Origin of the sequence: Sphingomonas sp. 179-I 2A4 NHS (assembly GCF_045369135.1) — a bacterium.
Lineage (GTDB): Bacteria > Pseudomonadota > Alphaproteobacteria > Sphingomonadales > Sphingomonadaceae > Sphingomonas.
In genome coordinates this window covers 372,962-398,282 of record NZ_JBIQFL010000001.1, presented here as the reverse complement: position 1 = coordinate 398,282, position 25,321 = coordinate 372,962, and the positions used below count along the sequence as shown (strand labels likewise).

The 25,321-nt window shown below is 66.8% G+C and carries 22 protein-coding genes; 12 read left to right on the top strand and 10 right to left on the bottom strand.

Translation table 11 applies throughout. The features are described 5' to 3' along the window. Positions 1–6 precede the first annotated feature (6 nt). On the top strand, positions 7–1,371 hold the full coding sequence (locus tag ACH0CP_RS01785) for a M48 family metalloprotease (RefSeq protein WP_294442242.1): 1,365 nt from the start codon (positions 7–9) through the stop codon (positions 1,369–1,371). Next, on the top strand, positions 1,368–2,084 hold the full coding sequence (locus ACH0CP_RS01780; protein WP_294442243.1) for a DsbA family protein: 717 nt from the start codon (positions 1,368–1,370) through the stop codon (positions 2,082–2,084). Before ACH0CP_RS01785 ends, ACH0CP_RS01780 begins: the two co-directional genes overlap by 4 nt. A gap of 36 nt (positions 2,085–2,120) precedes the next feature. On the opposite strand, the gene ACH0CP_RS01775 is transcribed toward ACH0CP_RS01780, so the two are convergent. Beyond that, entirely contained in the window at positions 2,121–2,765 is a 645-nt protein-coding gene (locus ACH0CP_RS01775) for an extensin family protein (protein ID WP_406875387.1), read from the bottom strand. Positions 2,766–3,000: 235 nt separating this feature from the next. Here ACH0CP_RS01775 and ACH0CP_RS01770 point away from each other — a divergent pair, with 235 nt between their 5' ends. From ACH0CP_RS01770 to ACH0CP_RS01745, 6 genes are all read left to right on the top strand, one after another. After that, complete coding sequence (locus ACH0CP_RS01770) at positions 3,001–4,152, top strand: phosphoserine transaminase (RefSeq protein WP_294442244.1); 1,152 nt, start codon at positions 3,001–3,003, stop codon at positions 4,150–4,152. 122 nt (positions 4,153–4,274) lie between these two features. Next, complete coding sequence (gene serA / locus ACH0CP_RS01765; RefSeq protein ID WP_294442245.1) at positions 4,275–5,852, top strand: phosphoglycerate dehydrogenase; 1,578 nt, start codon at positions 4,275–4,277, stop codon at positions 5,850–5,852. Positions 5,853–5,964: 112 nt separating this feature from the next. After that, positions 5,965–7,062: a VacJ family lipoprotein gene (locus tag ACH0CP_RS01760; RefSeq protein ID WP_294442246.1), complete on the top strand. Its 1,098-nt coding sequence runs from the start codon at positions 5,965–5,967 to the stop codon at positions 7,060–7,062. A gap of 60 nt (positions 7,063–7,122) precedes the next feature. Next, positions 7,123–8,226: an ATP phosphoribosyltransferase regulatory subunit gene (locus tag ACH0CP_RS01755; protein ID WP_294442247.1), complete on the top strand. Its 1,104-nt coding sequence runs from the start codon at positions 7,123–7,125 to the stop codon at positions 8,224–8,226. Positions 8,227–8,337: 111 nt separating this feature from the next. Further along, positions 8,338–9,627 carry an adenylosuccinate synthase gene (locus tag ACH0CP_RS01750; protein ID WP_294442248.1) on the top strand — a complete coding sequence of 430 codons (1,290 nt, stop codon included), beginning with the start codon at positions 8,338–8,340 and terminating at the stop codon, positions 9,625–9,627. Positions 9,628–9,725: 98 nt separating this feature from the next. Next, positions 9,726–11,531 (top strand): acyclic terpene utilization AtuA family protein, encoded by a 1,806-nt coding sequence (locus tag ACH0CP_RS01745; RefSeq protein ID WP_294442249.1) that lies wholly within the window; start codon positions 9,726–9,728, stop codon positions 11,529–11,531. A 17-nt stretch (positions 11,532–11,548) separates the two neighbouring features. On the opposite strand, the gene rpoN is transcribed toward ACH0CP_RS01745, so the two are convergent. From rpoN to ACH0CP_RS01720, 5 genes are all read right to left on the bottom strand, one after another. Continuing rightward, entirely contained in the window at positions 11,549–13,027 is a 1,479-nt protein-coding gene (gene rpoN / locus ACH0CP_RS01740; protein WP_294442250.1) for an RNA polymerase factor sigma-54, read from the bottom strand. A 72-nt stretch (positions 13,028–13,099) separates the two neighbouring features. Further along, positions 13,100–13,876, bottom strand: coding sequence for an LPS export ABC transporter ATP-binding protein (gene lptB / locus ACH0CP_RS01735; protein WP_294442251.1), 777 nt, complete (start codon positions 13,874–13,876; stop codon positions 13,100–13,102). A gap of 104 nt (positions 13,877–13,980) precedes the next feature. Next, positions 13,981–14,508, bottom strand: coding sequence for an LptA/OstA family protein (locus tag ACH0CP_RS01730; RefSeq protein WP_294442252.1), 528 nt, complete (start codon positions 14,506–14,508; stop codon positions 13,981–13,983). A gap of 6 nt (positions 14,509–14,514) precedes the next feature. Continuing rightward, on the bottom strand, positions 14,515–15,153 hold the full coding sequence (gene lptC / locus ACH0CP_RS01725) for an LPS export ABC transporter periplasmic protein LptC (protein ID WP_294442253.1): 639 nt from the start codon (positions 15,151–15,153) through the stop codon (positions 14,515–14,517). After that, positions 15,146–15,766, bottom strand: a complete 621-nt coding sequence (locus ACH0CP_RS01720) for a ribonuclease D (RefSeq protein WP_294442254.1) — start codon at positions 15,764–15,766, stop codon at positions 15,146–15,148. Before ACH0CP_RS01720 ends, lptC begins: the two co-directional genes overlap by 8 nt. Positions 15,767–16,046: 280 nt before the next feature. On the opposite strand from ACH0CP_RS01720, the gene ACH0CP_RS01715 reads away from it, so the two are divergent. Together ACH0CP_RS01715 and ACH0CP_RS01710 are read left to right on the top strand one after the other, a co-directional pair. Beyond that, positions 16,047–16,856 carry a cold-shock protein gene (locus tag ACH0CP_RS01715; RefSeq protein WP_406888476.1) on the top strand — a complete coding sequence of 270 codons (810 nt, stop codon included), beginning with the start codon at positions 16,047–16,049 and terminating at the stop codon, positions 16,854–16,856. Between the two features lie 163 nt (positions 16,857–17,019). Then, positions 17,020–17,901, top strand: coding sequence for an LOG family protein (locus tag ACH0CP_RS01710; protein ID WP_294442256.1), 882 nt, complete (start codon positions 17,020–17,022; stop codon positions 17,899–17,901). A gap of 163 nt (positions 17,902–18,064) precedes the next feature. Here ACH0CP_RS01710 and ACH0CP_RS01705 read toward each other — a convergent pair whose 3' ends face one another. Further along, entirely contained in the window at positions 18,065–18,784 is a 720-nt protein-coding gene (locus tag ACH0CP_RS01705; protein ID WP_294442257.1) for a cytochrome c family protein, read from the bottom strand. 109 nt (positions 18,785–18,893) lie between these two features. Here ACH0CP_RS01705 and ACH0CP_RS01700 point away from each other — a divergent pair, with 109 nt between their 5' ends. Together ACH0CP_RS01700 and ACH0CP_RS01695 are read left to right on the top strand one after the other, a co-directional pair. Then, positions 18,894–19,784, top strand: coding sequence for a prephenate dehydratase (locus ACH0CP_RS01700; RefSeq protein ID WP_294442258.1), 891 nt, complete (start codon positions 18,894–18,896; stop codon positions 19,782–19,784). A gap of 86 nt (positions 19,785–19,870) precedes the next feature. Then, the gene (locus tag ACH0CP_RS01695) at positions 19,871–21,982 is read left to right on the top strand and encodes a S9 family peptidase (protein WP_294442259.1); all 2,112 of its coding nucleotides are present in this window, start codon (positions 19,871–19,873) and stop codon (positions 21,980–21,982) included. A 51-nt stretch (positions 21,983–22,033) separates the two neighbouring features. Here the strand turns inward: ACH0CP_RS01695 and nudC are convergent, their stop codons facing one another. The 3 genes from nudC to ACH0CP_RS01680 are packed head-to-tail and all read right to left on the bottom strand — an operon-like array spanning position 22,034 to position 25,301. Beyond that, positions 22,034–22,903: an NAD(+) diphosphatase gene (gene nudC / locus ACH0CP_RS01690; protein ID WP_294442260.1), complete on the bottom strand. Its 870-nt coding sequence runs from the start codon at positions 22,901–22,903 to the stop codon at positions 22,034–22,036. Between the two features lie 5 nt (positions 22,904–22,908). After that, positions 22,909–24,267 carry a serine hydrolase gene (locus ACH0CP_RS01685; RefSeq protein WP_294442262.1) on the bottom strand — a complete coding sequence of 453 codons (1,359 nt, stop codon included), beginning with the start codon at positions 24,265–24,267 and terminating at the stop codon, positions 22,909–22,911. Beyond that, on the bottom strand, positions 24,264–25,301 hold the full coding sequence (locus ACH0CP_RS01680) for an A/G-specific adenine glycosylase (RefSeq protein WP_294442263.1): 1,038 nt from the start codon (positions 25,299–25,301) through the stop codon (positions 24,264–24,266). The genes ACH0CP_RS01685 and ACH0CP_RS01680 overlap by 4 nt, the downstream gene beginning before the upstream one ends. Positions 25,302–25,321 lie beyond the last annotated feature (20 nt).

The window sequence follows — 25,321 nt, the reverse complement described above, 5'->3', positions numbered from 1 at the left end:
CGCCGAATGACGCGTCGTCGCTCCTCGATCCGGATCGTCGCCGTCGCGGCGGTGGTCAGCCTCGCCTGGGCCCAGCCGGCGCAGGCGCAGTCGATCCTGCGCGACGCCGAAACCGAAGCGCTGCTCACCGACATGACGGCGCCGCTCGTCACCGCCGCCGGCCTCTCGCCGCGCGACGTGAAGGTGGTTCTGGTCAACGACGATTCGATCAACGCCTTCGTCGCCGGCGGCCAGATCGTGTACGTCAATTCCGGCACGCTGCAGGCCGCCAAGACGGCCAATGAAGTGCAGGGCGTCATCGCGCACGAGCTTGGCCATATCACCGGCGGCCACGTCTCGCTGTCCGGGCGCGGCTTCCAGGAAGCGACCGGCATCACCTTGCTCTCCGTCGTCCTCGGCATCGCCGCACTGGCGGCCGGCGCTGGCGAGGCCGGCGCCGGCCTCCTCGCCGCTGGCCAGCAGGCAGCGATGGGCAAGTATCTCGCCTTCTCGCGCCAGCAGGAAGCATCGACCGACGCCGCGGGCGTCAAATATCTCAATGGCGCCGGAATCACCGGCAAGGGGTATTTGAACTTCTTCAAGACGATGCAGCAGCTGGAGTATCGCTACGGCATCACCCGGAAGGTCGAGTATATGCTCAGCCACCCGGTGTCATCGGAGCGTATCGCCGCCATCTCGGAATCGCTGCAGTCGTCGCCCGCCTGGAACAAGCCGCTGAACCAGGACTGGGAAGAACGGTTCAAGCGCGTCCAGGCGAAGCTCGACGGCTATCTCCTCCCGCCCGCGCAGGCGCTGCAGAAATACCCCGAGAGCAACCAGACCATCTACGGCCACTACGCCCGGGCCTATGCCTACCACCGCGGCGGCTACCCGGACAAAGCCGATGCGGAAGCGGCAGCGCTGGTGCTGGCCAAACCGCACGACCCCTATTTCCTCGAGATCAAGGGCCAGATCCTGCTCGAGGCCGGCAAGCCGAAGGAAGCGCTCGCCCCGCTGCGCGAAGCGACCAATGGCTCGCGCAACAATCCGTTGATCGCCACCACCTTCGGCCATGCGCTGATCGCCACCGAAGATCGGGCGAATTACGACGAGGCGAAGAGCGTGCTGCGCACCGCGGTCGCGCGCGACGATCAGAATCCCTTCGCCTGGGTCCAGCTCGGGACGATCTACGAACTCACCGGTGACAGCGCGCGCGCCGCGCTCGCCACGGCCGAGCGCGCCAGCATGATGGGCGATTCGCGCACCGCGGCGCTCAGCGCACGCGCCGCCATGGCCGGCATCCCACAAAATACCTCGGACTGGATCCGGGCTCAGGATATCGCGATGACTGCACAGAACGATCTCGACAGCGGCAAGCGCAAGCGTCGATGAATCGCCTGCAATTGCTGCTTCTCGTGCTGCTCGGCGCAGCCTTCGGTGCCGGCGGCGTGTGGCTTGCCGAACGTGTCGCGCCGGCTGACGTCTCCACCACCAACAAGGCCCAGATCGAGCGGATCGTGCACGATTACGTGCTCGCCAATCCGCAGATCATCCCCGAGGCGATGCAAAAGCTGCAGGAACGGGAAAGCGCGCGCGCCATCGGCGCCGATCGTTCGCGGCTGGAGACGCCCTATCGCAGCGCGGTGATGGGCAACCCGCAGGGTGACGTCACGCTGGTCGAGTTCTTCGACTATAATTGCGGCTATTGCCGCGCGAGCCTTCCCGTCCTCGAGGAACTGGTGAAGGCCGATCCCAAGCTGCGCATCGTCTTCCGCGAGCTGCCGATCCTCAGCGACGAAAGCCGCGATGCCGCGCGCGCTTCGCTCGCCGCCGCGGCGCAGGGCAAGTTCAAGGCGTTCCATGACGCGCTCTACGCCGCAGGGCCGCTCAGCGCGGAGACCATCGCCGCCACCGCCCGCCGCACCGGTGTCGACCTGACCAAGGTGCCGGACGACGCCGATAGCGAAATCGCCAGCAACCTAACGCTCGCCGGCAAGCTCGGCCTCACGGGCACGCCCACCTGGGTGGTCGGTGACAAGGTCCTGTCCGGCGCGCAGCCGCTCGATCGGTTGCAGGACGCGATCGCCGCCGCCCGCGCCAAGTAATCGCAAGCTGATCGAAGGGGAAAGCGCGCTTCCCGATCAGCGGCAGAATTTTGCCTTGTCGTCCTCGAGGTGCAGGTGGTTGCGGTGCGCTGAATTGTAGTTCGGGCCCAACACCGTGCCGAACCGCTTGCAGGCAGAGCCGCTGATCGTCTGCAGGAACCGTCGCACCGCCGGGTCCGGCGAGTTCCAGTCCTGCAAGATCGTGATCCGCCGCCCGTCCTTCAGCTGGAACGCGCCGATGTCGATCGCATTGGCGATCGAATGGCCCGATCGGCGCGCCGTGCCCGCGACGTTGCGGCAGTTGTAGCTTCCCATGCTCTCGATCTTGGTCAGTTCGCTGCCCAGGATCTGGTACGCCGCCGGCCCCACCGCGTTGCGCGCCCATTGCGCATAGGTGCGCGCCTGGCCGCATCGCACCGCGCCGAGGTTCGTCGTCGGCACGCCGATGTCGAGCAGCTTCACCGTGCCGACGATGCCGCAACCCGGGCCGAACTGCCGATCCGGCAGCGGCTCGAACGCAACGCCCAGTTCGCGCAGATCGCGATGGCATTGCGCCGTCTCGCGCGGCGACGGGCCCTCCACCCGCGGCCCGGGGCTGCGCGAATCGCTTCGTTTGGGGGGCTCCGATCGGCCACACGCGGCGAGCATGGCGATGGCGGCCAGCAGGATGACGGTACGCACACTTCCCCCATTCGCGCCTGTCTGATCATTCTTCCGGCGCGTTGATCTTCTATTTCTGCCCTGATTGCAGAAGGAAAGCAGCCCGCCTTGGTGCTCCGCCGAACAGTGTGTGCAGGCGGACGAAACGAGTCCCGCGGCGCTGATCGTGGTTGCTACATCGGCGAACCGCCTCTAGGGCCGTCGGCGGGCCACGCGGTCCCAACGCCGCGCGTGCTCTCTGTAAGGAGAGTCAGACATGACTGATACGACGCTCGCCGACGCCACTCTTGCGCCTGCGAAACCTGCCGCAAAGCCGGCACGACCCTATTTTTCTTCGGGCCCCTGCGCCAAGCCTCCCGGCTGGGATGCCGCCAAGCTGGCCGACGCCACGCTCGGCCGGTCGCACCGCTCGAAGATCGGCAAGCAGCGCCTCCAATATTGCATCGATCTGATGCGCGAGCTGCTGAAGCTTCCGGATACGCACCGCATCGGCATCGTTCCGGGTTCGGACACCGGTGCGTTCGAGATGGCGATGTGGACGATGCTGGGCGCCCGCCCGGTCACCGCGCTTGCCTGGGAAAGCTTCGGCGAAGGCTGGGTGACGGATGCCGTCAAGCAGCTCAAGATCGACCCGAATGTGATCCGCGCCGATTATGGCCAGCTGCCCGATCTGAACGCGGTCGACTGGTCGAACGACGTGCTGTTCACCTGGAACGGCACCACCAGCGGCGTTCGCGTGCCGAACGGTGACTGGATCGCTGACGATCGCGAAGGCCTCTCTTTCGCTGACGCGACCAGCGGTGTGTTCGCGTACGACCTGCCGTGGGACAAGATCGATGTCGCCACCTTCTCCTGGCAGAAGGTGCTGGGCGGCGAAGGCGCGCATGGCGTGCTGATCCTCGGCCCCCGCGCGGTCGAGCGGCTCGAAACATACACGCCCGCCTGGCCGCTGCCCAAGGTGTTCCGCCTCGTTTCCAAAGGCAAGCTCACCGAGGGCGTGTTCAAGGGCGAGACGATCAACACCCCGTCGATGCTGGCCGTCGAAGACGCGATCTTCAGCCTCGAATGGGCCAAGTCGCTGGGCGAGAACGGCCTCATCACGCGCTCCGATGCGAACGCCAGGGCGCTCGACGAGATCGTCGCCGCCCGCGACTGGCTCGGGCATCTCGCGACGGATCCCGCCTCGCGCTCGACCACCAGCGTCTGCCTGACGGTCGATGCCGACGAAGCGGTGATCAAGAAGATGGTCTCGCTGCTCGAGGCAGAGGGCGCCGCCTATGATATTGGCGGCTATCGCGATGCCCCGCCGGGCCTGCGCATCTGGTGCGGCGCTACGGTCGACACCGCGGATATCGTCGCGCTGGGCCCGTGGCTCGACTGGGCCTACGCGACCGCCAAGGCGGCCTGAAGACCACCCCTCCCTTGCGTCACCCCGGACTTGATCCGGGGTCACGCTTCTTCTCACCGTTGCGCCGCAGATGGCGGGCCCGGATCAGTTCCGGGGCGACGGTGCAGGCAAAGGACTATCCCATGCCCAAGGTTCTCATCAGCGACAAAATGGATCCCAAGGCCGCGCAGATCTTTCGCGAGCGCGGCGTGGAAGTGGACGAAATCACTGGCAAGACGCCGGAAGAGCTGAAGGCGATCATCGGCCAATATGATGGCCTGGCGATCCGCAGCTCGACGAAGGTCACCAAGGAGATCCTCGAGGCGGCGACCAACCTCAAGGTCGTCGGCCGTGCCGGCATCGGCGTCGACAATGTCGACATCCCGGCGGCTAGCGCGAAGGGCGTGGTCGTGATGAACACCCCCTTCGGCAACTCGATCACCACCGCCGAACACGCCATCGCACTCATGTTCGCGCTCGCCCGCGACCTGCCGGAGGCCGACAAGTCGACCCAGGCGGGCAAGTGGGAAAAGAACCGCTTCATGGGCGTCGAGGTCACCGGCAAGACGCTGGGCCTGATCGGCGCGGGCAACATCGGCTCGATCGTCGCCGATCGCGCGCTGGGCCTGAAGATGAAGGTTGTCGCCTACGATCCGTTCCTCACCGAGGAGCGCGCGATCGAGCTTGGCGTGCAGAAGGTGACGCTGGACGAGCTTCTCGCCCGCGCCGACTTCATCACGCTGCACACGCCGCTGACCGACCAGACCCGCAACATCCTGTCGGCCGAGAACCTCGCCAAGACGAAGAAGGGCGTGCGGATCATCAACTGCGCACGCGGCGGCCTGATCGACGAGGCGGCGCTGAAGGAAGGGCTCGACAGCGGCCATATCGGCGGCGCCGCGCTCGACGTGTTCGTCACGGAGCCGGCCAAGGAAAGCCCGCTGTTCGGCACGCCGAACTTCATCTCCACGCCGCACCTCGGCGCGTCGACCACCGAGGCGCAAGTGAACGTCGCGATCCAGGTCGCCGAGCAGATGGCGGATTATCTGGTGTCGGGGGGCGTCACCAACGCGCTCAACATGCCCAGCCTCACGGCTGAGGAAGCGCCCAAGCTGAAGCCGTACATGGGCCTTGCCGAAAAGCTCGGCAGCCTCGTCGGCCAGCTGGCACATGGCGCGATCGATCGCATCTCGATCCACATGGAAGGCGCCGCGGCGGAGCTGAACCCCAAGCCGCTGACCAGCGCGGTGCTGAAGGGCTTCCTCGGCACGCAGACCGATACGGTGAACATGGTCAACGCGCCGCTCCTCGCCCGTGAGCGCGGCATGGAAGTGCGCGAGATCCGCACCGAGCGTGAGGGCGATTACCACACGCTGATCCGCGTTTCCGTCCGCACCGCCGACGGTGAGCGTTCGGTCGCCGGCACGTTGTTCGGCGATCAGGCCGCGCGCCTCGTCGAGCTGTTCGGCATCAAGGTCGAGGCCGATCTCACCGGCGCGATGCTTTACGTCGTCAACGAGGACGCGCCGGGCTTCATCGGTCGCCTCGGCACGACGCTGGGCGAGGCCGGCGTCAACATCGGCACCTTCCACCTCGGCCGTCGTCAGGCGGGCGGCGAAGCCGTGCTGCTGTTGTCGGTCGACGAGCCGGTGACGGCGGACCTCCTCGCCAAGGTGAAGGCGCTGCCGGGCGTAAAGACCGCGATGGGCCTGAAGTTCTGATCTGTCTCACGGGCTGTTCGACGGACTGGCAATTCCTGTTGCCATCCGTCGGATAGCCCGTCACCGTTCCGGGCGCGCCATGGGCAATGGCGCGACCATCAGGGGGCGGCAGGTGAGCGCGTTGATTTTTGCCGGTGCGATGCTCTTTACGCCGCCTGCGCTGCCCGGTCCGCCGCCGATACCCCCCCTTTCCACAACCATTCCGGCCCATCCCGCGCCATCGGTTGCCATCTTCGCACCAGGATCGGCCGCGATTGTACAGTCGCCGGCCGGCGGCGTCGCCCCCGCAGCGGCCCAAGCGCAGACGCCCAGTGACAGCGGCGCGCAATCGCCATCCCCCGATATCGTCATCACCGGCAAAGCCGAATGGGAGGCGCCCGATCCACTCGCCGGGATCAACCAGATGGCCTTCGACGCAACCATGGCCGTCGACAAGGCGGTGATCGGCCCGATCTCGCTCGCCTATAAGAACACCCTGCCCGAGCCGGTGCGCGACGGGATCCACAACTTCCTCTACAACATGCGCGAACCGGTCGTTTTCCTGAACTTCGTGCTTCAGCTGAAGTTCGGCCGCGCGCTGGAAACCGCGGCGCGCTTCGTGATCAACACCACGGTGGGCGTCGCCGGCCTGTTCGACATCGCGAAGCGCAAGCCCTTCCGGTGGAAGCGCCGCAGCAACGGCTTCACCAACACGCTCGGCTTCTACGGCGTGAAATCCGGCCCGTTCCTCTTCCTTCCGATCGTCGGGCCGACAACGCCGCGCGATCTGATCGGCGGCGCGATCGACAGGCTCATCTTCCCGTTCGTCTATGGCTCGCGGGTCACCAAGCCCGAGGTTGCAGTGCCTCTGGGCGTACTTGGCGTGCTCGACCACCGCGCCGAGTTCGACGAGACCCAGCACCAGCTTCATGACGGGCAGGCCGATCCTTATGCCCGCTCGCGCGATTTCTACCTGCAGCGCCGCCAGAACGAGATCGACGAGCTGAAGGGCAAGGCGCCGCGCAATTCCAGCCCGATGTCCGAGGCCCCGACCGCGCCGATCGAGGTGCGCAAGCGGTCCTCGGAGATTTCGGCGGAAGAGGCCCCGCCCGCCGCGGCACCGCGGATCACCCCACCGCCGGTCGTGCGCACCCTTCCCGAAGCAACTCAGCCCGCCGTGTCGGAACCGCCTGCGCCCGCCCCGGGTCCCGTGCTGCCGCAGGGCGCGTAGCTTCACGCCTGCGCTCGCTCCGGCTGGCGCTCCGCCCGGCGGCTGGGTATGCGCGCGGCCATGACCTATGCCAGCCTGCTTCCCGAGGGGTTTCGCGATCGCCTGCCCCCCCACGCCGATGCCGCCGCGACGGTGGAAGCTCGGGTGCTCGGCGTGGCGCATGGCTATGGCTATGAGCGGGTCGATCCGCCGCTTGCGGAGTTCGCCGACGGCCTGGGATCGCGTCTGAAGGACGGCGGCCTCTCCAATGCGGTCCGTTTCGTCGACCCGGTCAGCCAGCGCAACATGGCGATTCGCCCCGATATCACCGCGCAAGTTGCGCGCATCGCCGCCACCCGCATGGCGCATCACCCGCGCCCCGTGCGCCTCAGCTATGCCGGTTCGGTGCTGAAGCTGCGCGGCGCTGCGCTCCAGCCGGATCGCGAGGCACGCCAGATCGGCTGTGAGCTGATCGGCCTCGATTCGGTCGCCGCCGCCCGCGAGGTGGTGCTGGTCGCCGTGGAGGCCCTGTCGGCCGCCGGGGCGCGCGGCGTGTCGGTTGATTTCACCCTGCCCGATCTGGTCGACACGCTGGCCGCCGGCCCGCTGCCGGTCGATCGCGTGGACGAATTGCGCGAGCGCCTCGATGCCAAGGATGCCGGCGCCGTGGCGGTGATCGCGCCGGCTTACCTCCCGCTGATCGAGGCGGCCGGCCCCTTCGATGCCGCGATCGCACGCTTGCGGGCCTTCGACACCAGCGGTGTCCTGTCCTCCCGCCTCGACGGCCTTGCCGCCATCGCCGACGCGCTCGGAGACAAGGCGACGCTCACGCTCGATCCGACCGAACGTCACGGCTTCGAATATCAGACGTGGCTCGGCTTCTCGCTATTCGCGGAAGGTGCGACGCGCGAGGTCGGGCGCGGCGGCACCTACATGCTCGTCCACGAAAACGGCGCGGAAGAAGCCGCCACGGGCTTCTCGCTTTTTGCCGGGGCGATCGCCCGCGATGCCGCGGCCGAACGCCGCCGCCTGTTCCTGCCGCTCGGCACGAAGGATGCGGACGCAGCGGCGATGCGCGCGGCCGGCTGGGTGACGGTCGCGGCGCTTGAAGCAGGCGACACGCCTGAGAAGCAATTGTGCACGCATCTCTTCGTCGAAGGCGAGGCACGCCCGCTCGGCGATTGACAGCGCACTGCGCCCCCCGCTACCCGCCGCGGCGCATTTCTGGTCCCTCCTGGCTGCCGAGTCCTGTCGAAGGGCGGCCAGGGTCATCCCGGCAGGGGGAGTATCGTATCCATGGCGAATGTAGCGGTGATCGGCGCCCAATGGGGTGACGAGGGCAAAGGCAAGATCGTCGACTGGCTGGCCGAGCGCGCCAACATGGTCGTTCGCTTCCAGGGCGGCCACAATGCCGGCCACACGCTGGTCGTCGGCGAGAACGTCTACAAGCTGTCGCTCCTCCCCTCCGGCATCGTGCGCGGCACGCCGTCGGTGATCGGCAATGGCGTGGTGCTCGATCCTTGGGCGCTCAAGGCCGAGGTCGAGAAGCTGTCGGGTCAGGGCGTGAAGGTGTCCCCCGACACGCTGCGCATCGCCGATACCTGCCCGTTGATCCTCCCCTTCCACCGCGATCTCGACGGGCTGCGCGAGGACGCGAGCGGTGCGGGCAAGATCGGCACCACCCGCCGCGGCATCGGCCCCGCGTATGAGGACAAGGTCGGCCGTCGCGCACTGCGTGTGTGTGACCTGGCGCATCTCGACGATCTTGATCCGCAGCTTGATCGCCTCACCGCGCATCATGATGCGCTGCGCGCCGGCTTTGGCGAGCCCCCGATCGATCGGGCGCGGCTGCTGGCGGACCTGCGCGAGATTGCCGACTTCGTCCTGTCCTTTGCCAAGCCGGTGTGGCGGGACCTGAACGAGGCCCGCGCCGCGGGCCGGCGCATCCTGTTCGAAGGTGCGCAGGGCGTGCTGCTCGACATCGATCACGGCACCTATCCGTTCGTCACCTCGTCCAACACCATTGCCGGCACAGCCGCCGGTGGGTCGGGCCTCGGGCCGGGTGCGGTGGGCTTCGTTCTGGGTATCGCCAAGGCGTACACGACCCGCGTCGGCTCCGGCCCGTTTCCCACCGAGCTCGACGATGAGACGGGCGAGCGTCTCGGCACGCGTGGTCATGAGTTCGGCACGGTCACCGGGCGCAAGCGTCGCTGCGGCTGGTTCGACGCCGTTCTCGTCCGCCAGTCGGCGGCGGTCAGCGGCATCACCGGCATTGCGCTCACGAAGCTCGACGTGCTCGACGGTTTCGAAACCATCTCGATCTGCACCGGCTACCGCTTGCGCGGCGAGACGCTGGACTATTTCCCCTCGCACGCGGCCGATCAGGCGGCGGTCGAGCCGATCTACGAGACGATGGAAGGCTGGTCGCAGTCGACGGCCGGTGCGCGCAGCTGGGCCGATCTGCCGGCACAGGCGATCAAGTACATCCGCCGCATCGAGGAACTGATCAACTGCCCGGTCACGCTGGTCTCGACCAGTCCGGAACGCGAGGACACGATCCTCGTGCGCGATCCTTTCGCCGACTGAGCTGATCCCCCCTCCCTCTTTGGCGCTTCACGCCGAGAGGGAGGTTTGCCTCCCCGCCCCTTTCCATTACCGCTCCCGCAAAACATTGGGAGAGTATGATGGGCAAGGTGGTCCGGATCGGCGGCGCTGGCGGGTTCCTGGGGGATAGTTCGGTCGCCGCACCGCAACTGCTGGCGGGCGGCAAGCTCGATTACATGATCCTCGATTATCTCGCCGAAGCGACGATGGCGCCGCTTGGCCAGTTGAAGCAGGTTCGCCCGGATCAGGGCTATGCGCGCGATTTCACCGAATGGGTGTGGAAGGACAACCTGCGCGAGTTCAAGGAACAGGGCGTCCGGCTGGTGACCAACGCCGGCGGCGTCAATCCCGAAGCGTGCCGCGCCCGCATGGAAGCGATCGCGGCAGAGGTCGGCCTCTCCTTCCGCATCGCGATCGTCACCGGCGACGATCTGATCGCCCGCGTGCCTGATTTCGCCGCAAGCGGCACGACGGAGATGTTCTCCGGCGCCCCGTTCCCCGATCCCAGCAAGGTGTGGACCGCCAACGCCTATCTCGGCGGCGGCCCGATCGCGGCAGCACTCGCAGCGGGCGCCGACGTCGTCATCACCGGCCGCGTGGTGGACAGTGCGCTCACCCTCGGGCCGTTGATGCATGAATTCGGCTGGGGCCCGGACGATCACGATCGACTGTCGGCAGGCTCGCTCGCCGGCCATGTCATCGAATGCGGCGCACAGGCTACGGGCGGCCTGTTCACCGACTGGGAGAAGGTGCCGGACTGGGCACACATCGGCTACCCGATCATCGAATGCCACGCCGACGGCGATTTCATCGTCACCAAGCCGGATGGTACCGGCGGGCTCGTCTCGCCTGCTGCGGTGTCCGAGCAGATCCTCTACGAGGTCGGCGATCCCCAGGCCTATGCGCTGCCCGATGTGGTCTGCGATTTCTCGCAGCTGAAGGTCACGGCGGAAGGCGAGCATCGCGTGCGCGTCTCCAATGCCAAGGGCTATCCACCGACCGGCAAGCTCAAGACATGCGTCACCTATGAGAACGGCCATCGCTTCATCGGCATCATGCCGGTCGTGGGTCGCGACGCCGCAAGGAAGGCCCAGGCCCAGGCCGATGCGGTGCTCACCCGCGTCGGCGAGATGCTCCGCGGCCGCAACCTCCCGCCGCTGCGCGACACCCGCGTGGAGCTGCTCGGCACCGAGGCAAGCTACGGCGCACAGGCCAACCCGGCGCTTTCCTCGTCCCGTGAAGTCATCGCCCGCATTGGCGCCGAGCATGACGATGCCGAGGCGCTCGGCATCCTGATGCGCGAATTTGATTCCCCCACCACGTCGATGAGCGTCGGCTCCACCGGCTGGTTCGGCGCGCGCCCGACGATCAGCCCGGTGGCACAGGTGTTTTCCTTCCTGGTGGACGGCAACTCGGTCGAGCCGCGCGTCTCGCTCGGCGCGGAGACGCTCTCAGTGCAGAACCCGGCCCCGGCCACGCCCTTCACGCCGAACATGATCACGCGCCCCGTGGTAAAGGACGGCCCGGCCGACGAGGATGATCTGGTCGAGGTTCCGCTCATCGAGGTCGCCTGGGCACGCTCGGGAGACAAGGGCGACGCGTTCAACGTCGGCGTGATCGCCCGCCGACCCGAACTCCTCCCGTGGATTCGCGCCGCGCTGACCGAGGATGCCGTGAAAGCCTTCTTCGCGCATGAATTCGAAGGCGCCACGCATCCCGAGGTACGTCGTTACGAGCTGCCGGGGATGAACGCGGTCAACCTTCACTGCATCCAGTCGCTCGGCGGTGGGCAATTCGCCAGCCTGCGGCTCGATCCGCTCGCCAAGGGCAAGGGGCAGCAGTTGCTCGACATGAAGGTGAAGGTTCCGCGTCGCCTCCTCGACTGAGGCCACGCAGCACAGGTTCAGCCGCCGCCGAGCGCGCGTTGCCGGCGGCGCTGGACCGAACTGCCGATCCCCATCGCTTCACGGTATTTGGCCACGGTGCGCCGCGCGATATCGAAGCCCTTGGCGTTCAGCAGTTCGACGATCGTGTCGTCGCTCAGCACCTTGGCGCCTTCATTGGCGATCAGTGACCTAATCGCGCTCTTCACTGCCTCCGCGGAAACGGCATCGCCACCATCCGCCGACTGGATGGCAGACGTGAAGAAGTATTTCAGTTCGAACAGCCCGCGCGCGCAGCTCAGATACTTGTTCGACGTCACCCGGCTGACGGTCGATTCATGCATCTCGATGGCGTCCGCGACCTGGCGCAGGGTCAGCGGGCGCAAATGCGCGACGCCCTTCAGGAAAAAAGCTTCCTGCTGGCGCACGATCTCCGTCGCGACGCGGATGATCGTCTTCTGCCGCTGGTCCAGCGCCTTCACGAGCCAGTTGGCGCTCGCCAGCATGTCGCCCAGCCACGCCTTCGACGCCTTGTCCTGCGGCCCCGATGACAGTTCCGAATAATAACGGCGGTTGACCAGCACCCGCGGCAGCGTTGCACTGTCAAGTTCCACCACCCAGCCGCCCCGTGTGCGGCGCACGTGCAAATCCGGCGTCACCGCATGCACCGGCTCCCCGCCGTAACGGCAGCCGGGCTTGGGATCATAGCTGCGCAGCTCGCGGATCATGTCCGCCAGATCCTCGTCGTCCACCTGGCAGATGCGCTTCAGCCGAGCGAGGTCCCCGCGCGCGACGAGATCGAGGTTATCGATCAGCCGCGCCATCGCAGGGTCGTAGCGATCCGCTTCCTTCGCCTGCAGCGCAATGCATTCCGCCAGATCGCGCGCTCCGACGCCGGTCGGGTCGAACGCCTGGATCACCGCCAGCACCTGCTCGATCCGCGCCAGCGGCACGCCAAGTCGGTTCGCCACGCTGAGCAGGTTCTCGGTCAGATATCCCGCCTCATCGATCAGATCGATCAGATGCTGCGCCACGAACAGATCAGCGCCAGTCACCACCTCGCCGGCCTGCTGCAACAGATGATCGGCCAGCGACACATCGCTCGCGGCGAAACTGTCGAGATCCGGAGCCTCCTCTCCCGCCCCGCTGCTCGCGCCGGTCAGACCCAGCCCGTCACCGGAAACACGGTCACCCGGCCCATCGTCGAAGCGCTCCGCGGCGATATCGACATCCAGCGATTCGCCCGCGGCCTCGCCCGCCACCACCAGTTCATCCGTCGGCGCCGGCTCGTCACGCTTTACCTCGGGCTCGCGCTCGATCGCCGGCCCGTCGTCGCTTGGCGGCGCACTCTCCAAGAGCGGGTTCTTCTCGATCTCCTCCGCGATCACGCCCTCGATCTCGAGGTTGGACAGCGTCAGCAGCTTGATCGCCTGCTGCAGCTGCGGCGTCATCACGAGCGATTGTGACTGGCGCAGGTCGAGCCGCGGCGCGAGGCTCATGAGCGGCCCCCGTTACGCGCCGCCCCTGCCGTCGCCGGAATGACAAGGAGGAAGGACGCGCTACGCATGGCCTCAGAGCGAGAAGCTCTCGCCCAGATAGAGCCGGCGTACGTTGGGATCTGCCACGAGATCGGCAGGCGCGCCGCTGAACAGCACGCGGCCGTCATAGATGATGTAGCCGCGGTCGACGATATCAAGGGTCTCGCGCACATTGTGGTCGGTGATCAGCACCCCGATCCCACGCCGCTTCAGGTCCTTCACCAGATCGCGGATGTCGGCGATCGATAAGGGATCGATGCCGGCGAACGGCTCGTCGAGCAGGATGATCGAGGGATCCGCCGCCAGCGCACGCGCGATCTCCGCTCGCCGCCGCTCGCCACCCGACAGCGCCATCGCGGGCGCATCGCGCAGCCGCGTCAGGCCAAACTCCTCCAGCAACTGATCGAGCTTGCGCTTGCGCTCGGCCGGCTCCGGCTCGGCGAGCTCAAGCACGGTCAGGATATTCTTCTCGATCGTCAGGCCGCGGAAGATCGAGGTTTCCTGCGGCAGATACCCCAGCCCCAGGATCGCGCGGCGATACATCGGAAGGCCGGTAATATCCTCGCCGTCGAGCATGATCCGCCCCGCGTCGGGCTTCACCAGCCCCATCACGGAATAGAAGCACGTCGTCTTGCCGGCGCCGTTCGGTCCAAGCAGCCCGACCACTTCACCGCGCCCCACTGAAACCGAGACGTCGCTCAGCACGATTCGCTTGTCGTAGGACTTGGCGATCGAAACCACCTGCAGCCCGCTCGCGGTCGGCGCCTCGTGGATGGCTTCCACCTCGCTCAGGGTCGTCACGTCATCCATTCCTCGCCTCCCCCTCGCAGATCATGGTTATCGGGCCGTTCAGGCAGAACGATTGGCAGGATTCATGCATAAGGGCCACAACATAGGAAAGTCCGGGCGAAACGCTAATTGCGCTTCGGGACGGAGAAGGTGCCCGTCACGCGGCCAGACGGCGCCGTCGTTGCATTGCCGCCAGAACCGCTCGATCCACCACGTACCGAGGAACCGTCGATTACCGCCCGGCCCGTGTCGAGATTGATCGTCAGCCTTGCGCCCCGGACGGTGTTCCCGCCCTGCGTCAGCGTCACGCCGCCGACCATGGTGATCACGCGCTTGTTGAGGTCATAGACCGCGTACTGGCTGCGCGCGGTCTGGTCCGGTCGCTTCACGATCACGTTGCCGGACGCGTCGAGCCGGGAGACCTGCGGGTTACCGCCGATCACCTGGCCGGTGTAGATCACCGTCATCCGCGCCGCGTTCAACGTCATCTCGCCCTGCCGCACCGCGACGTTGCCCGACAGAACGGCGCGATTCGCCCGGTCCTGCAATTCGATGGTGTCGGCGCCGAAATCGATTGGGGCATTGGAATTGTGGCGCGTCTGGGCGCTCGCACCCGAGGCGATCAGAATGGAGAGGAGAACGGCGCGTTTCATGCGGCGCTATCTCGTACCTCGCGGGTTCACGCGCAAGCGCGCATTGCCACGAAGCGTCACCGTGCGCGCTTCAAGGTCCGCGTCCAGGCGATCGGCGGTAAACGTTCCCTGCGAAACGGTCCCGCTCACCGCGCCTTCTGATTGCAGCCGGCGGCTCTTGAGATCGACGACCGCATTGTTGGTGTCGAGCGTGTACCCATCCGGCCCACGGAAGGCGATCGGCCCGTTCACGTTCATCCGCTCGCTTTCCATGTCGTACCGGCCACTCGGCGCGGTCAGCTGCGCTGGCCCGTCGGTCAACCGGATCTGCGCCGCAAGATCATTCAGCTGCACGACCGGCTCGGCGGAGCTCTTCTGCACAGCGGATCCCGCGTTCAGCGTGAACGGCTGCCCCTTCGCATCGGCACCACGATATTGCGCCTTCTGGATCTTCAGCCGCTCCTTGGCGACCTCAACCTTGTTCTTGTCGAGGACGAACGAAACGTCGCCCCCCGTGGTCAGCGGGGCCATCACCAGGAACGCCGCAAGCACACCGATCAGCACCGGCAGCAGCCAGTGGGTGATCCCCACCAGCCGATCGTGCCGGCTGCCGGGCATCGCCCAGCGCTGCCGTGCGGTACGTTCACGGACGGCAATCTCAGACATGCGCGAAGATATCGGTCTCTGGCCATCCCGCGAGATCGAGCTCGGCCCGATGCGGCAGGAAGTCGAAGCATGCCTGCGCCAGCGCGGTGCGGCCCTCGCGCGCCAGGCGGCGATCGAGTTCTTCCCGCAGGCGATGGAGATAACGGACGTCGGACGCGGCATATTCGCGCTGCGGCTCGCTCAATTCCGGGCCGCCCCAGTCCGACGATTGCTGCTGCTTCGAAATATCCTGCCCCAGAAGTTCGCGTACCAGCTCCTTCAACCCGTGTCGGTCGGTATAGGTCCGCACCAGTCGCGACGCGATCTTTGTGCAATATACCGGCGCAGCGACGATCCCCATGTAATGGCGGATCGCGGCGATATCGAACCGGCCGAAATGATAGAGTTTCAGCCGCGCCGGATCAGCGAGCGCAGCCCGCAGGTTCGGCGCGACATAGTCGGATCCGGGATTGAACCGCACCAGATGCTCGTCGCCCTGCCCGTCCGAGATCTGCACCAGGCACAGCCGATCGCGCGGCGTGATGAGGCCCATCGTCTCGGTATCGACGGCAAGCGGGGCGCCGGGTGCGAACACGTCACCGGGCAAATCTTCTTCGTGGAAAAATACGGCCATGACGCGCCCTAGCGTGCTGTGACGCGCGGCTCAACAAGCGGCAAAAATCCTGCGCCAACTAAGTCGAACATGCGACGGATTGTGCTTTCAACGCGACAGTTCCGCAATGAATAGCGGCGAATACTTTGTTTGCGCGACGATTCTGTTCGCGGAGTGCCGCGCAATGCGCTATGACGAGTCTCGTGGCGCACTGGATTTCGCGCCTCGAAGCCTTGCGTGGCCGTCCATCGCGCAAGGCTTGACCGATCGGCGGGACGGAGCGGGAAGACGAACAGGGTTTATGGTTTACGACAAAGGTGGCCGCGGCAATCGTGGCGGGCGCGGACGCGACAAGCGCGATGATTTCGGTGGCGGCGACTTCGGCGGCGGCGATTTTGGTGGCGGCTTTGGCGGCGGTGGTTTTGGTGGCGGCGGCTTCGGCGGCGGTGATCGCGGCTTCGGTGGCGGCGGTGGATACCGCGGCGGTGGTGGCGGCGGCTTCGGCGGCGGCGGCGGTGGTTTCCGCGGCGGCGGCGGTGGTGGCGGCTTCGGCGGCGGCAATCGTATGCCCCCGCAGGTCGTTGGCGAAGGCACGGGCGTCGTTAAGTTCTTCAACGCGCAGAAGGGCTTCGGCTTCGTCGTTCGCGATGACGGCGGCGAGGACGTGTTCGTTCACATCTCGGCAGTCGAGCAGGCTGGCCTGAGCTCGCTCGCCGAAGGGCAGCCGCTCGGCTTCACGCTGGTCGATCGTGGCGGCCGTATCTCGGCAACCGACCTCAAGATCGAAGGCGAACCGCTTCCGGTCACCGAGCGCGCACCGCGTGACGGCGGCTTCGGCGCCCCGGGCGGCGATCGTGGCCCGCGTGCGGGTGGTGCGCCGCAGCGTCAGCTGACTGGCGAGAAGGCGACCGGCACGGTCAAGTTCTTCAATGCCATGAAGGGCTTCGGCTTCATCCAGCGCGACGATGGGCAGCCCGACGCCTTCGTGCACATTTCTGCGGTCGAGCGCGCCGGTATGGCGGGTCTCAACGAAGGCGATCGTCTGTCGTTCGAGATCGAGGTTGACCGTCGCGGCAAGTATGCCGCCGTCAACCTGTCTTCCGCCGGCTAAGCGTCAAGCTTCACAGCTAGGAGAGGGTGGGGCCGTCCGGGGAAACCGGGCGGCCCCCTTTCTTTTCACCCGCCCTCTTCGCTCCAGGCGCCGTCCGGGCCCTCCCGGTTGCGGCATATTTATCCGTCGCTCCGGCTCACAAAGTCCTTTATTGGCTGTCGAAATGACTGAAACACGAGTTCCAAGCCGCGTTTTTCCGCGCGCGCGCCAGGATGCCGAATCTGCCAAGACGGGCATCTCCACTCCGCAGACCGAAAATCCCGCCTATCGCCTCGCCTTCCAGGACATGGATTTCCTGCTGCGCGAGGATCTTCGGCCGGTCCGTTTCCAGCTTGAACTGCTGAAGCCCGAGCTGCTGCTTGAGGAAGCACATATCGGCTCGACCTTCGTCTTCTATGGTTCTGCACGTATCCCGGAGCCCTCGAAGGCGCAGGCGATGCTCGACATGGCCGATGAGGCGCATCGTCCGGTCGCGGAGCGGCTGGTCGCCAAGTCGAAATATTACGAAATGGCCCGCGAGCTCGCGCGGCAGGCTAGCAACTTCCCGCGTGACGAGCAGGGCAAGCGGCAGTTCGTCGTCTGCTCCGGCGGCGGCCCGTCGATCATGGAAGCGGCGAATCGCGGTGCGGCGGACGTTCACGCCGAATCGATCGGCCTCAACATCGTGCTCCCGCACGAACAGGCGCCCAATCCCTATGTGACGCCGTCGCTGTCGATGCAGTTCCACTATTTCGCGCTGCGCAAGATGCACTTCCTGCTGCGCGCGCGCGCGCTTGCCGCCTTCCCCGGTGGCTTCGGCACGTTCGACGAATTGTTCGAGCTGCTGACGCTGATCCAGACCGGGAAGGTCGCGCCGATTCCGGTGCTTCTGTTCGGCCGCGAGTTCTGGGAGCGAGTCGTCAACTTCGAGGCGCTGGTCGAGGAAGGCGTCATCTCGGAACGCGATCTCGGCATCTTCACCTATGTCGAAAGCGCTGCCGAAGGCTGGGCCGTGGTGCAGCGTTTCTACCAGGAGCGTACCGAACGCGAGGCGGCCTCCGCCTGACGCGCTCCGGGCCGTCAGAGCGCCCTTTGGGCCTCTGGAGGCCGACATCGACCCAGCATAACAAAAAAGCCGTCTGCGGCACTGCTCCCGGGCAGAAACCGCAGACGGCTTTTACTTCAGTTCGAACACGTCGCGGCCGCGCGCAGCGGCGCGTTTCGCGAACTTACTTGTTCTGCTTCTGCGCCGCCGGATCGACCGAGGGTGCGCCGCTCGCGGGCGTCGCGGTGTTCGCAAGCTCGCCGGTCTCGCCGCGGATATCCTTCTCCACCGCATCGACGGCATTCGCCGCCCCCGGTGCCGCGCCGCTGGCGCCCTCGACGACATTGCCGCCGTCGCCTTCCGGCGCTGCACCCGCCGCGGGCGCTGCCGGCAACGGCAGGTTCGAGCCCTGCTGGTTCATGTAGACGAGCAGGTTCGCGCGGTCCTGCGGGTTGGAGAGGCCAGCGAAGGTCATCTTCGTGCCCGGTGCGAACTTGCGCGGGCTGGTCAGCCACGCGTCCATCTTCTCGAAATCCCAGGTCCCGCCGACCTTCTTCAGCGCATCGGTGAAGGCAAAGCCGCCCTTACCCTGGCCGACGGCCTCGCCCATCGTGGCCCACAGGTTCGGGCCGATGCCGTTCGCGCCGCCCTGGTTGATCGTGTGGCACGCCGCGCACTTCTTGAACACGTCCGCGCCCTTCGCGGGGTCCGCCGTCGGCAGCAGCGTCGCGATCGGCACCGCTGCTGCGGCGCCGCCGCCAGCCTCTTCGGCGGCCTCGATCGGATAGCCAGGCTTCTCGGGTTCACTCGAGTGGAAGATCATGCCGCCGACGATCGACAAGCCGAGCGCAGCCCCGCACGCAGCCAGCACCCAGCCCGCAATCGTGTTGTTCCGATCGTCCATTTTGCGCAGTCGCCCCTGAAACGTTTGGCCGTCCCATAGAAAAGCGTTTCGGCCACGGCAAGCACGCTTGAGGGGGCGCGGCCCCTCGCCTAACGACCCGCGCTACATCATGGAAAACTTCGCCGCTCCCGCTCGCCCGATCGTCGCTCGCATGGCGGCCGCTGCCGCTCAGGCACCGCAGCGCGCCGTTTCCTTTCAGGGCGCGCCCGGTGCGAACAGCCATGTCGCGGTAACCGAAGCGTTTCCCGAAGGCCTGCCGCTGCCCTGCTTTTCGTTCGAGGATGCGATCGACGCGGTGAAGCAGGGGCTCGCCGACCATGCGATGATCCCGATCGAGAATTCACTCCATGGCCGCGTGGCGGACATTCACTTCCTGCTGCCCGAATCGGGACTGGTGATCACCGGCGAGCATTTCCTGCCGATCCGCCACGCCTTGATGAGCACTGGGACGCGGGACGAGGTGCGTGCGGCGATGAGCCATCCGCAGGCGCTCGGCCAATGCCGCCACTGGCTTCGGGCGCACGACATTCAGCCCATTGCTTACCCTGACACGGCCGGCGCTGCGGCCGTCGTCGCCGAAAAGGGCGATGCCACAGTTGCTGCGCTTGCCCCGCCGGCGGCCGCGGAGATCTACGGTCTCAATCTTCTGGCGACCGACATTGCGGACGCCGATCACAACATGACGCGCTTCGTCACGCTCGCGCGCGAGAACCGCCCAATCCCCGGCGACGGCCCATGGATGACGACCTTCATCTTCGAGGTGCGAAACGTCCCCGCCGCGCTCTACAAGGCGCTCGGCGGCTTCGCGACCAACGGCGTCAACATGACGAAGCTCGAAAGCTACCAGCGCGGCGGCACCTTTGCCGCGACCGACTTCTACGCCGATGTCGAGGGGAAGCCGGGCGACGACAACCTCGATCGCGCGATGGAGGAACTCGGCTTCCACACCAAGTGGGTCCGCGTCCTCGGCACGTACCGGCAGGCACGCAAGCGCGGCTGAGCCAAACGCAAAGGGCCACACTGCGCCCGCTTGCGTCCTGCCCCGCCTGTCGTATCACGAGCAACGAATTTGCTTGGGGGTTGATGATGCGGAAGATGTTGCTCGCCGGCGCGGCGTTCACCCTGGCGGCCAGCGCCGCGGCGCAGACGGCGACGCCGCCGCGCGCCGCAAAGAAGCCGCATCAGGTCACGTCGCCCAACGGTGCCCGCACCGACGAATATTACTGGCTGCGTGACGACACCCGGAAGAACCCGGAGATGCTCGCCTATCTCAAGGCGGAGAACGGCTACACCGATGCCGCCCTCGCCGCGCTGAAGCCGCTGCAGGACCGGTTGTACCAGGAGACGGTCAGCCACATCAAACAGGACGACACCAGCGTCCCCTATCGCAAGAACGGCTATTGGTATCAGACGCGGTTCGAGACCGGCGCCGACTATCCCATCGTCGAGCGCCGCAAGGGCGAGAAGACCGCGCCGGTCGAGATCATGTTCGATCAGCCGGCGATGGCGAAGGGCCACAGCTTCTTCGCGCTGAGCGACTGGCAGGTCAGCCCGGACAATCGCCTGGTCGCCTATGCCGAGGACACCGTCGGCCGACGCCAGTACACGCTGAAGGTGAAGGACCTCGCCACCGGGCAGTTGCTCAGCGACACGATCACCAACGTCGAACCGAACATCATCTGGGCCGACGACAATCGCACGATCCTCTATGTCGCCAAGGAGCCGACGACGCTGCGCGGCTACAAGGTCATGGCGCACGTCCTCGGCACGCCGGTGGCGCAGGACAAGCTGCTCTACGAGGAGAAGGACGACACGTTCCAGATGGGCATCGCCCGCACGATGGACGACCGCTTCATCTGCGTCTTCGTGCAGTCGACCGTCAGTGACGAGCAGCGCTGCGCCCCTGCCGCGACCGCGCCCACCGCGTTCCAGACGATCGCGCCGCGCAAGCGCGAGCTGCGTTATTCCGCCGATCACATGGACGGCCGCTGGATCATCCGCACGAACCTGCGCCACAAGAACTATACGCTGATGACCGCCGCCGATGACGCGGTCGGCAGCGGCACCGCCGCCTGGAGAGATCTGACGCCCGCCAGCGACACCGTCTTCATCGAAAACTTCAAGCCGTTCGCCGGCTTCATCGCGATCGACCAGCGCGAAGGCGGCAATCGCATGATCCGCCTGCTGGATGCCGCGGGCAAGTCGCTCCCCGTGAAGGCGGACGAGCCCGCCTATCGCATGGCGCTCGACGTCAACGAGGAGCCCGAGACGCCGTGGGTGCGCTACACTTACGGGTCGCTCGTCACGCCGACCACCACGTACGAGGTGAACGCGAAGACGGGCGAGCGCCGCGTGCTGAAGGTCGCGCCGGTGCCCGGCTACGATCCCGCCAATTACGTCACCGAACGCGTCTGGGCGACCGCGCGGGACGGCACGAAGATCCCGGTCAGCCTGGTCTACAAGAAGGGCGTGAAGCGTGACGGCACCGCGCCGCTCTTTCAATATGCCTATGGCAGCTACGGTATCTCGATGGATCCGGCGGTCGATCCGGGCCGCATCGGTCTGCTTGATCGCGGCGTCATCTACGCCATCGCGCACATCCGCGGCGGGCAGGAAATGGGGCGCCAATGGTATGATGACGGTCATCTGCTGAACAAGAAGAACAGCTTCACCGACTTCATCGACGTCACGCGCTATCTCGTCGCGCAGAAATACGCCGCCAAGGGCCGTGTTGCCGCGATGGGCGGCTCGGCAGGCGGCCTGCTGATGGGCGGCGTCGCGAACATGGCACCGGAAGATTACAAGGTGATCGTCGCGCAGGTGCCGTTCGTTGATGTGGTGACGACGATGCTCGACGCATCCATCCCCCTCACCACCTTCGAATATGATGAGTGGGGCAATCCGGCACAGAAGCAATATTACGAGTATATGCTCAGCTACTCGCCCTATGATCAGGTGGCGGCGAAGAACTATCCGGCAATGTACGTCGGCACCGGCCTGTGGGACAGCCAGGTGCAATATTACGAGCCCGCCAAGTGGGTCGCGCGCCTGCGTGAGAAGAAGACCGACAGCAATCCGCTGCTGTTCCGCGTGAACATGGAGGCCGGCCACGGCGGCAAGTCCGGCCGCTTCGAACGCTACCGCCAGAATGCCGAATGGGGCGCCTTCGTCCTCCAGCAGCTCGGCGCTGCGCAGTAACCGCAAGCGTCTGGCCATCACCCCGGATCGTGCCGGGGTGATGGCCTGAGCTTATTCCGCCGCCGCCCAGCGCGTCAGCAGGGTATGCGCGATGGCATAGCTCGGCGGCGCCACGAAGGGTCCGTCGCCGGCAAGCGCAGCGCGCACCTCGTCACGCGTGAACCAGCCGGCCTTTTCCAGCTCGTTCTCGTCCAGCGTGATGGCGTCATCATCGGCGATGCCCACGCAGGCGATCATCAGCTGCGAGGGGAACGGCCAGGGCTGGCTGGCGACATAGCGCACGCCGGAAACGCTGACGCCCGCCTCTTCCTGGATCTCGCGCGCCACCGCTTCCTCGATCGATTCGCCCGGTTCCAGGAAGCCCGCCAGCGCCGAGTAACGCCCCGCCGGCCAGCTCGGCTGGCGGCCCAACAATGCGCGGCCGTCATGCTCGGCGATCATGATCACCACCGGGTCGACGCGCGGGAAATGCTCGGTCCCGCAATTGCCGCACTTGCGGCCCCAGCCGGCGCGGAAGGCTTCGGTCAGCGTGCCGCAATTGGCGCAGAAGCGATGCCGCGCATTCCAGTCGAGCACCGACCGCGCCATGGCATAGGTCGCAGCCTCGCCTGCCTCCAGCTGGTCGAGCGCGCGGAACAGCGCCGGCGAGCGCAGCGGCGGCGCCGGCACCCCCTCGGGCGCCGCAGCGAACCGCGGACGTCCGTCGTCGAAGCCGAGCAGCACGATATGCGCGTCGTCCGGCGCCTCGGTCACCATCGTCCAGCCAAGCCGGCCGTCCTCGGTGATCTCGGGATCGTAACCGTCGAGCTTCAGCAGCCGCGCCCGCCAGTCGCCCATTGCCGCGGCAAAGGCCTCGGCGTCGTTGCGATGATCGGCGACGCGGGTCAGCGTGCCACCGGTGAAGCCCGGCATCGTCTCCATCCCGCTCACTTGCCGTGCAACCGCATCGCGTCGCGCGCGAGCGCCGCAGGCACGCTCTGCCGCAGGCCCCATTTCTCGGCCGGGAAATATTGCACCATGATCGTGCCGCGCATCTTCCGCGCGGGATCAACCCAGGCGATCGTCCCCGCCGCGCCGCCCCAGCCGTACGTGCCCTTCGACGGTCCACCGTTGGGGGCATCCTCCAGATAGACCGATCCGCCCGCGCCGAACCCCATCTTGGCTGACATCGCGCCGCCAGTGCCGCCGCCGATGCCACCAAAGGCAACGCCCGGCGGCAACAGGTTGGACATCGCCAGCGCCGCCGTCTCCGGCTTCATCACCTGCTTGCCGTCCAGCGTCCCGCCGTTGCTCAGCATGTGGAGGAACCGGTCGTAGTCGCGCGCGCTCGAGACGAGGCCTGCGCCACCATAAGGGAAGCTCGGCGGCTGGAGGTAGACGGAGGTCGCTCCCGGGTCGATCGGGGTGCGATTGTCGCCCACGAACACGTAATTGGTCGACAGCCGCCCGGCCTCGCTCGCCGGCACGCTCCAATAGGTCGATGTCATGCCCAGCGGATCGAGCAGCCGTGTCTGGACGAACCGGTCGAACGGCATGCCGCTCGCCTTCTCGATCACCGCGCCCATCACGTCGAGGCCGATCGAGTAGACCCATTTCGTGCCCGGCTCCGCGATCAGCGGCACGCTCGCGACACGGTTCGCGAACTCCGCCAGCGTGGCGGGGCGTGTCGTGCGAGCCTTGGCCTCCAGCTGCGTGTTCACCTGCGCCGGCAGGATGCCCAGCCGCTCATATTCCTTCAGCAGCGGCCCCTTGGCGGAGATGTTGTAGCTCAGCCCCGCCGTGTGGGTCAGCAGGTGGCGGATCAGGATCGGGTTCTTCGCCGGCGCGCTGTCCAGCGACGCGTCAGGATTGGTCAGCACCCGCATGTTGGCGAAGGCCGGGATGTACTTGCTCACCGGATCGTCGAGGCTGATCTTGCCGTCCTCCACCAGCAGCATCGCTGCCATGCCGGTGATCGGCTTCGTCATCGAATAGATGCGCCACAGGCTGTCAGGCCCCGCGGCGGGTGCATTGGCACCATCCGCGATCTTCCCGGCGGACACGAACTGGGTCGGGAAGTCTCCGATGCCGAAGGCGCCGACGATGCCGGGCATCTTGTCCGACTGGACCAGGCCGTCGAACAGCGCCTGCGTTTCTGTCAGCAGCGGATTGCCACGGGGAGCCGCGGCGTTGGGCGCGGGTTGCGGGCCCGGTTGCGGCTTGGGCTGGGCCTGCCGGGCAGAGCCGACCCCCGTCGCCAGCGCCACTGCCGCCACTGTTCCGACCAGCCACTTGCCCCTCATCATTCCCTCCCTATTGCAGCCGCCGCTTTGGCGAACACCGTCGGCAATCCGGCGTCGGCGAGTTCATCAGCCGGCCACCATTCGCCATCGGCCGTCGCTGAATGCGCGTCCATCCGCGCCACGGCAAGCGCGAGTTCCAACGTAAAGTGCGTGAATCCATGGGCGACAATTTGGTTCAGCATCACCCAATCGACCGCTGCCGGCGCGCCGCTGAGCCCCGGCTGGCTCTCCTCCCACGGCCCGGTCGGCAGCGCGCGCATCCCGCCGAGCAGGCCCTTCGCCGGCCGCCGCACCAGCAGCACGTCGCGCCTGCCGCCCACACCCTCGCGCTCCAGCCAGAAGATCGTCCCGAACCGCGCCGGCCGCGGTTTCTTTGCCGGCTTGACCGGGAATGCCTCTTCCTCCCCCGCCGCGTGTGCCGCGCAGTCCGCCTCCAGCGGGCAGAGCAGGCATTTCGGGCGCTTGGGCGTGCAGATCGCGGAGCCCAGGTCCATCATGGCTTGCGCGAAATCGCCCGCCCGCGCGTCCGGCGTCACCGTCTCCGCCGCGGCGCGCACGGCACGCTTCCCGGCTGCCCGGAACAACCGCGCCACCACGCGTTCGACATTGGCGTCGATCACCACTGCGCGTCGCCCGAAGGCGATCGCCGCCACGGCCGCCGCGGTGTAATCGCCAAGCCCCGGCAGGGCGCGCAGCGCCTCCTCGGTATCGGGCAGCGCGCCGCCATGGTCGGTCGCGATCGCGCGGGCGGCGCGCACCAGGTTGCGGGCCCGGGCGTAATAGCCAAGCCCCGCCCAGGCGGCCATCACCTCCGCCTCGTCCGCCGCGGCGAGGCTCGCCGCATCCGGCCAGCGCGCCACCCACGCCTCGAATCGCGGGCGCACCGTCGCCACGGTCGTCTGCTGCAGCATCACTTCGGAGAGCCACACGCGGTAGGGATCGGCGCGCTCGCCCGGCAGCGCGCGCCACGGCAGCGTCCGACGATGACGATCGTACCAATCGAGCAGGGTAAGGGCGATCGAGCGCTTGGCGTCCACGCCCCGGCTATGGCATGGAG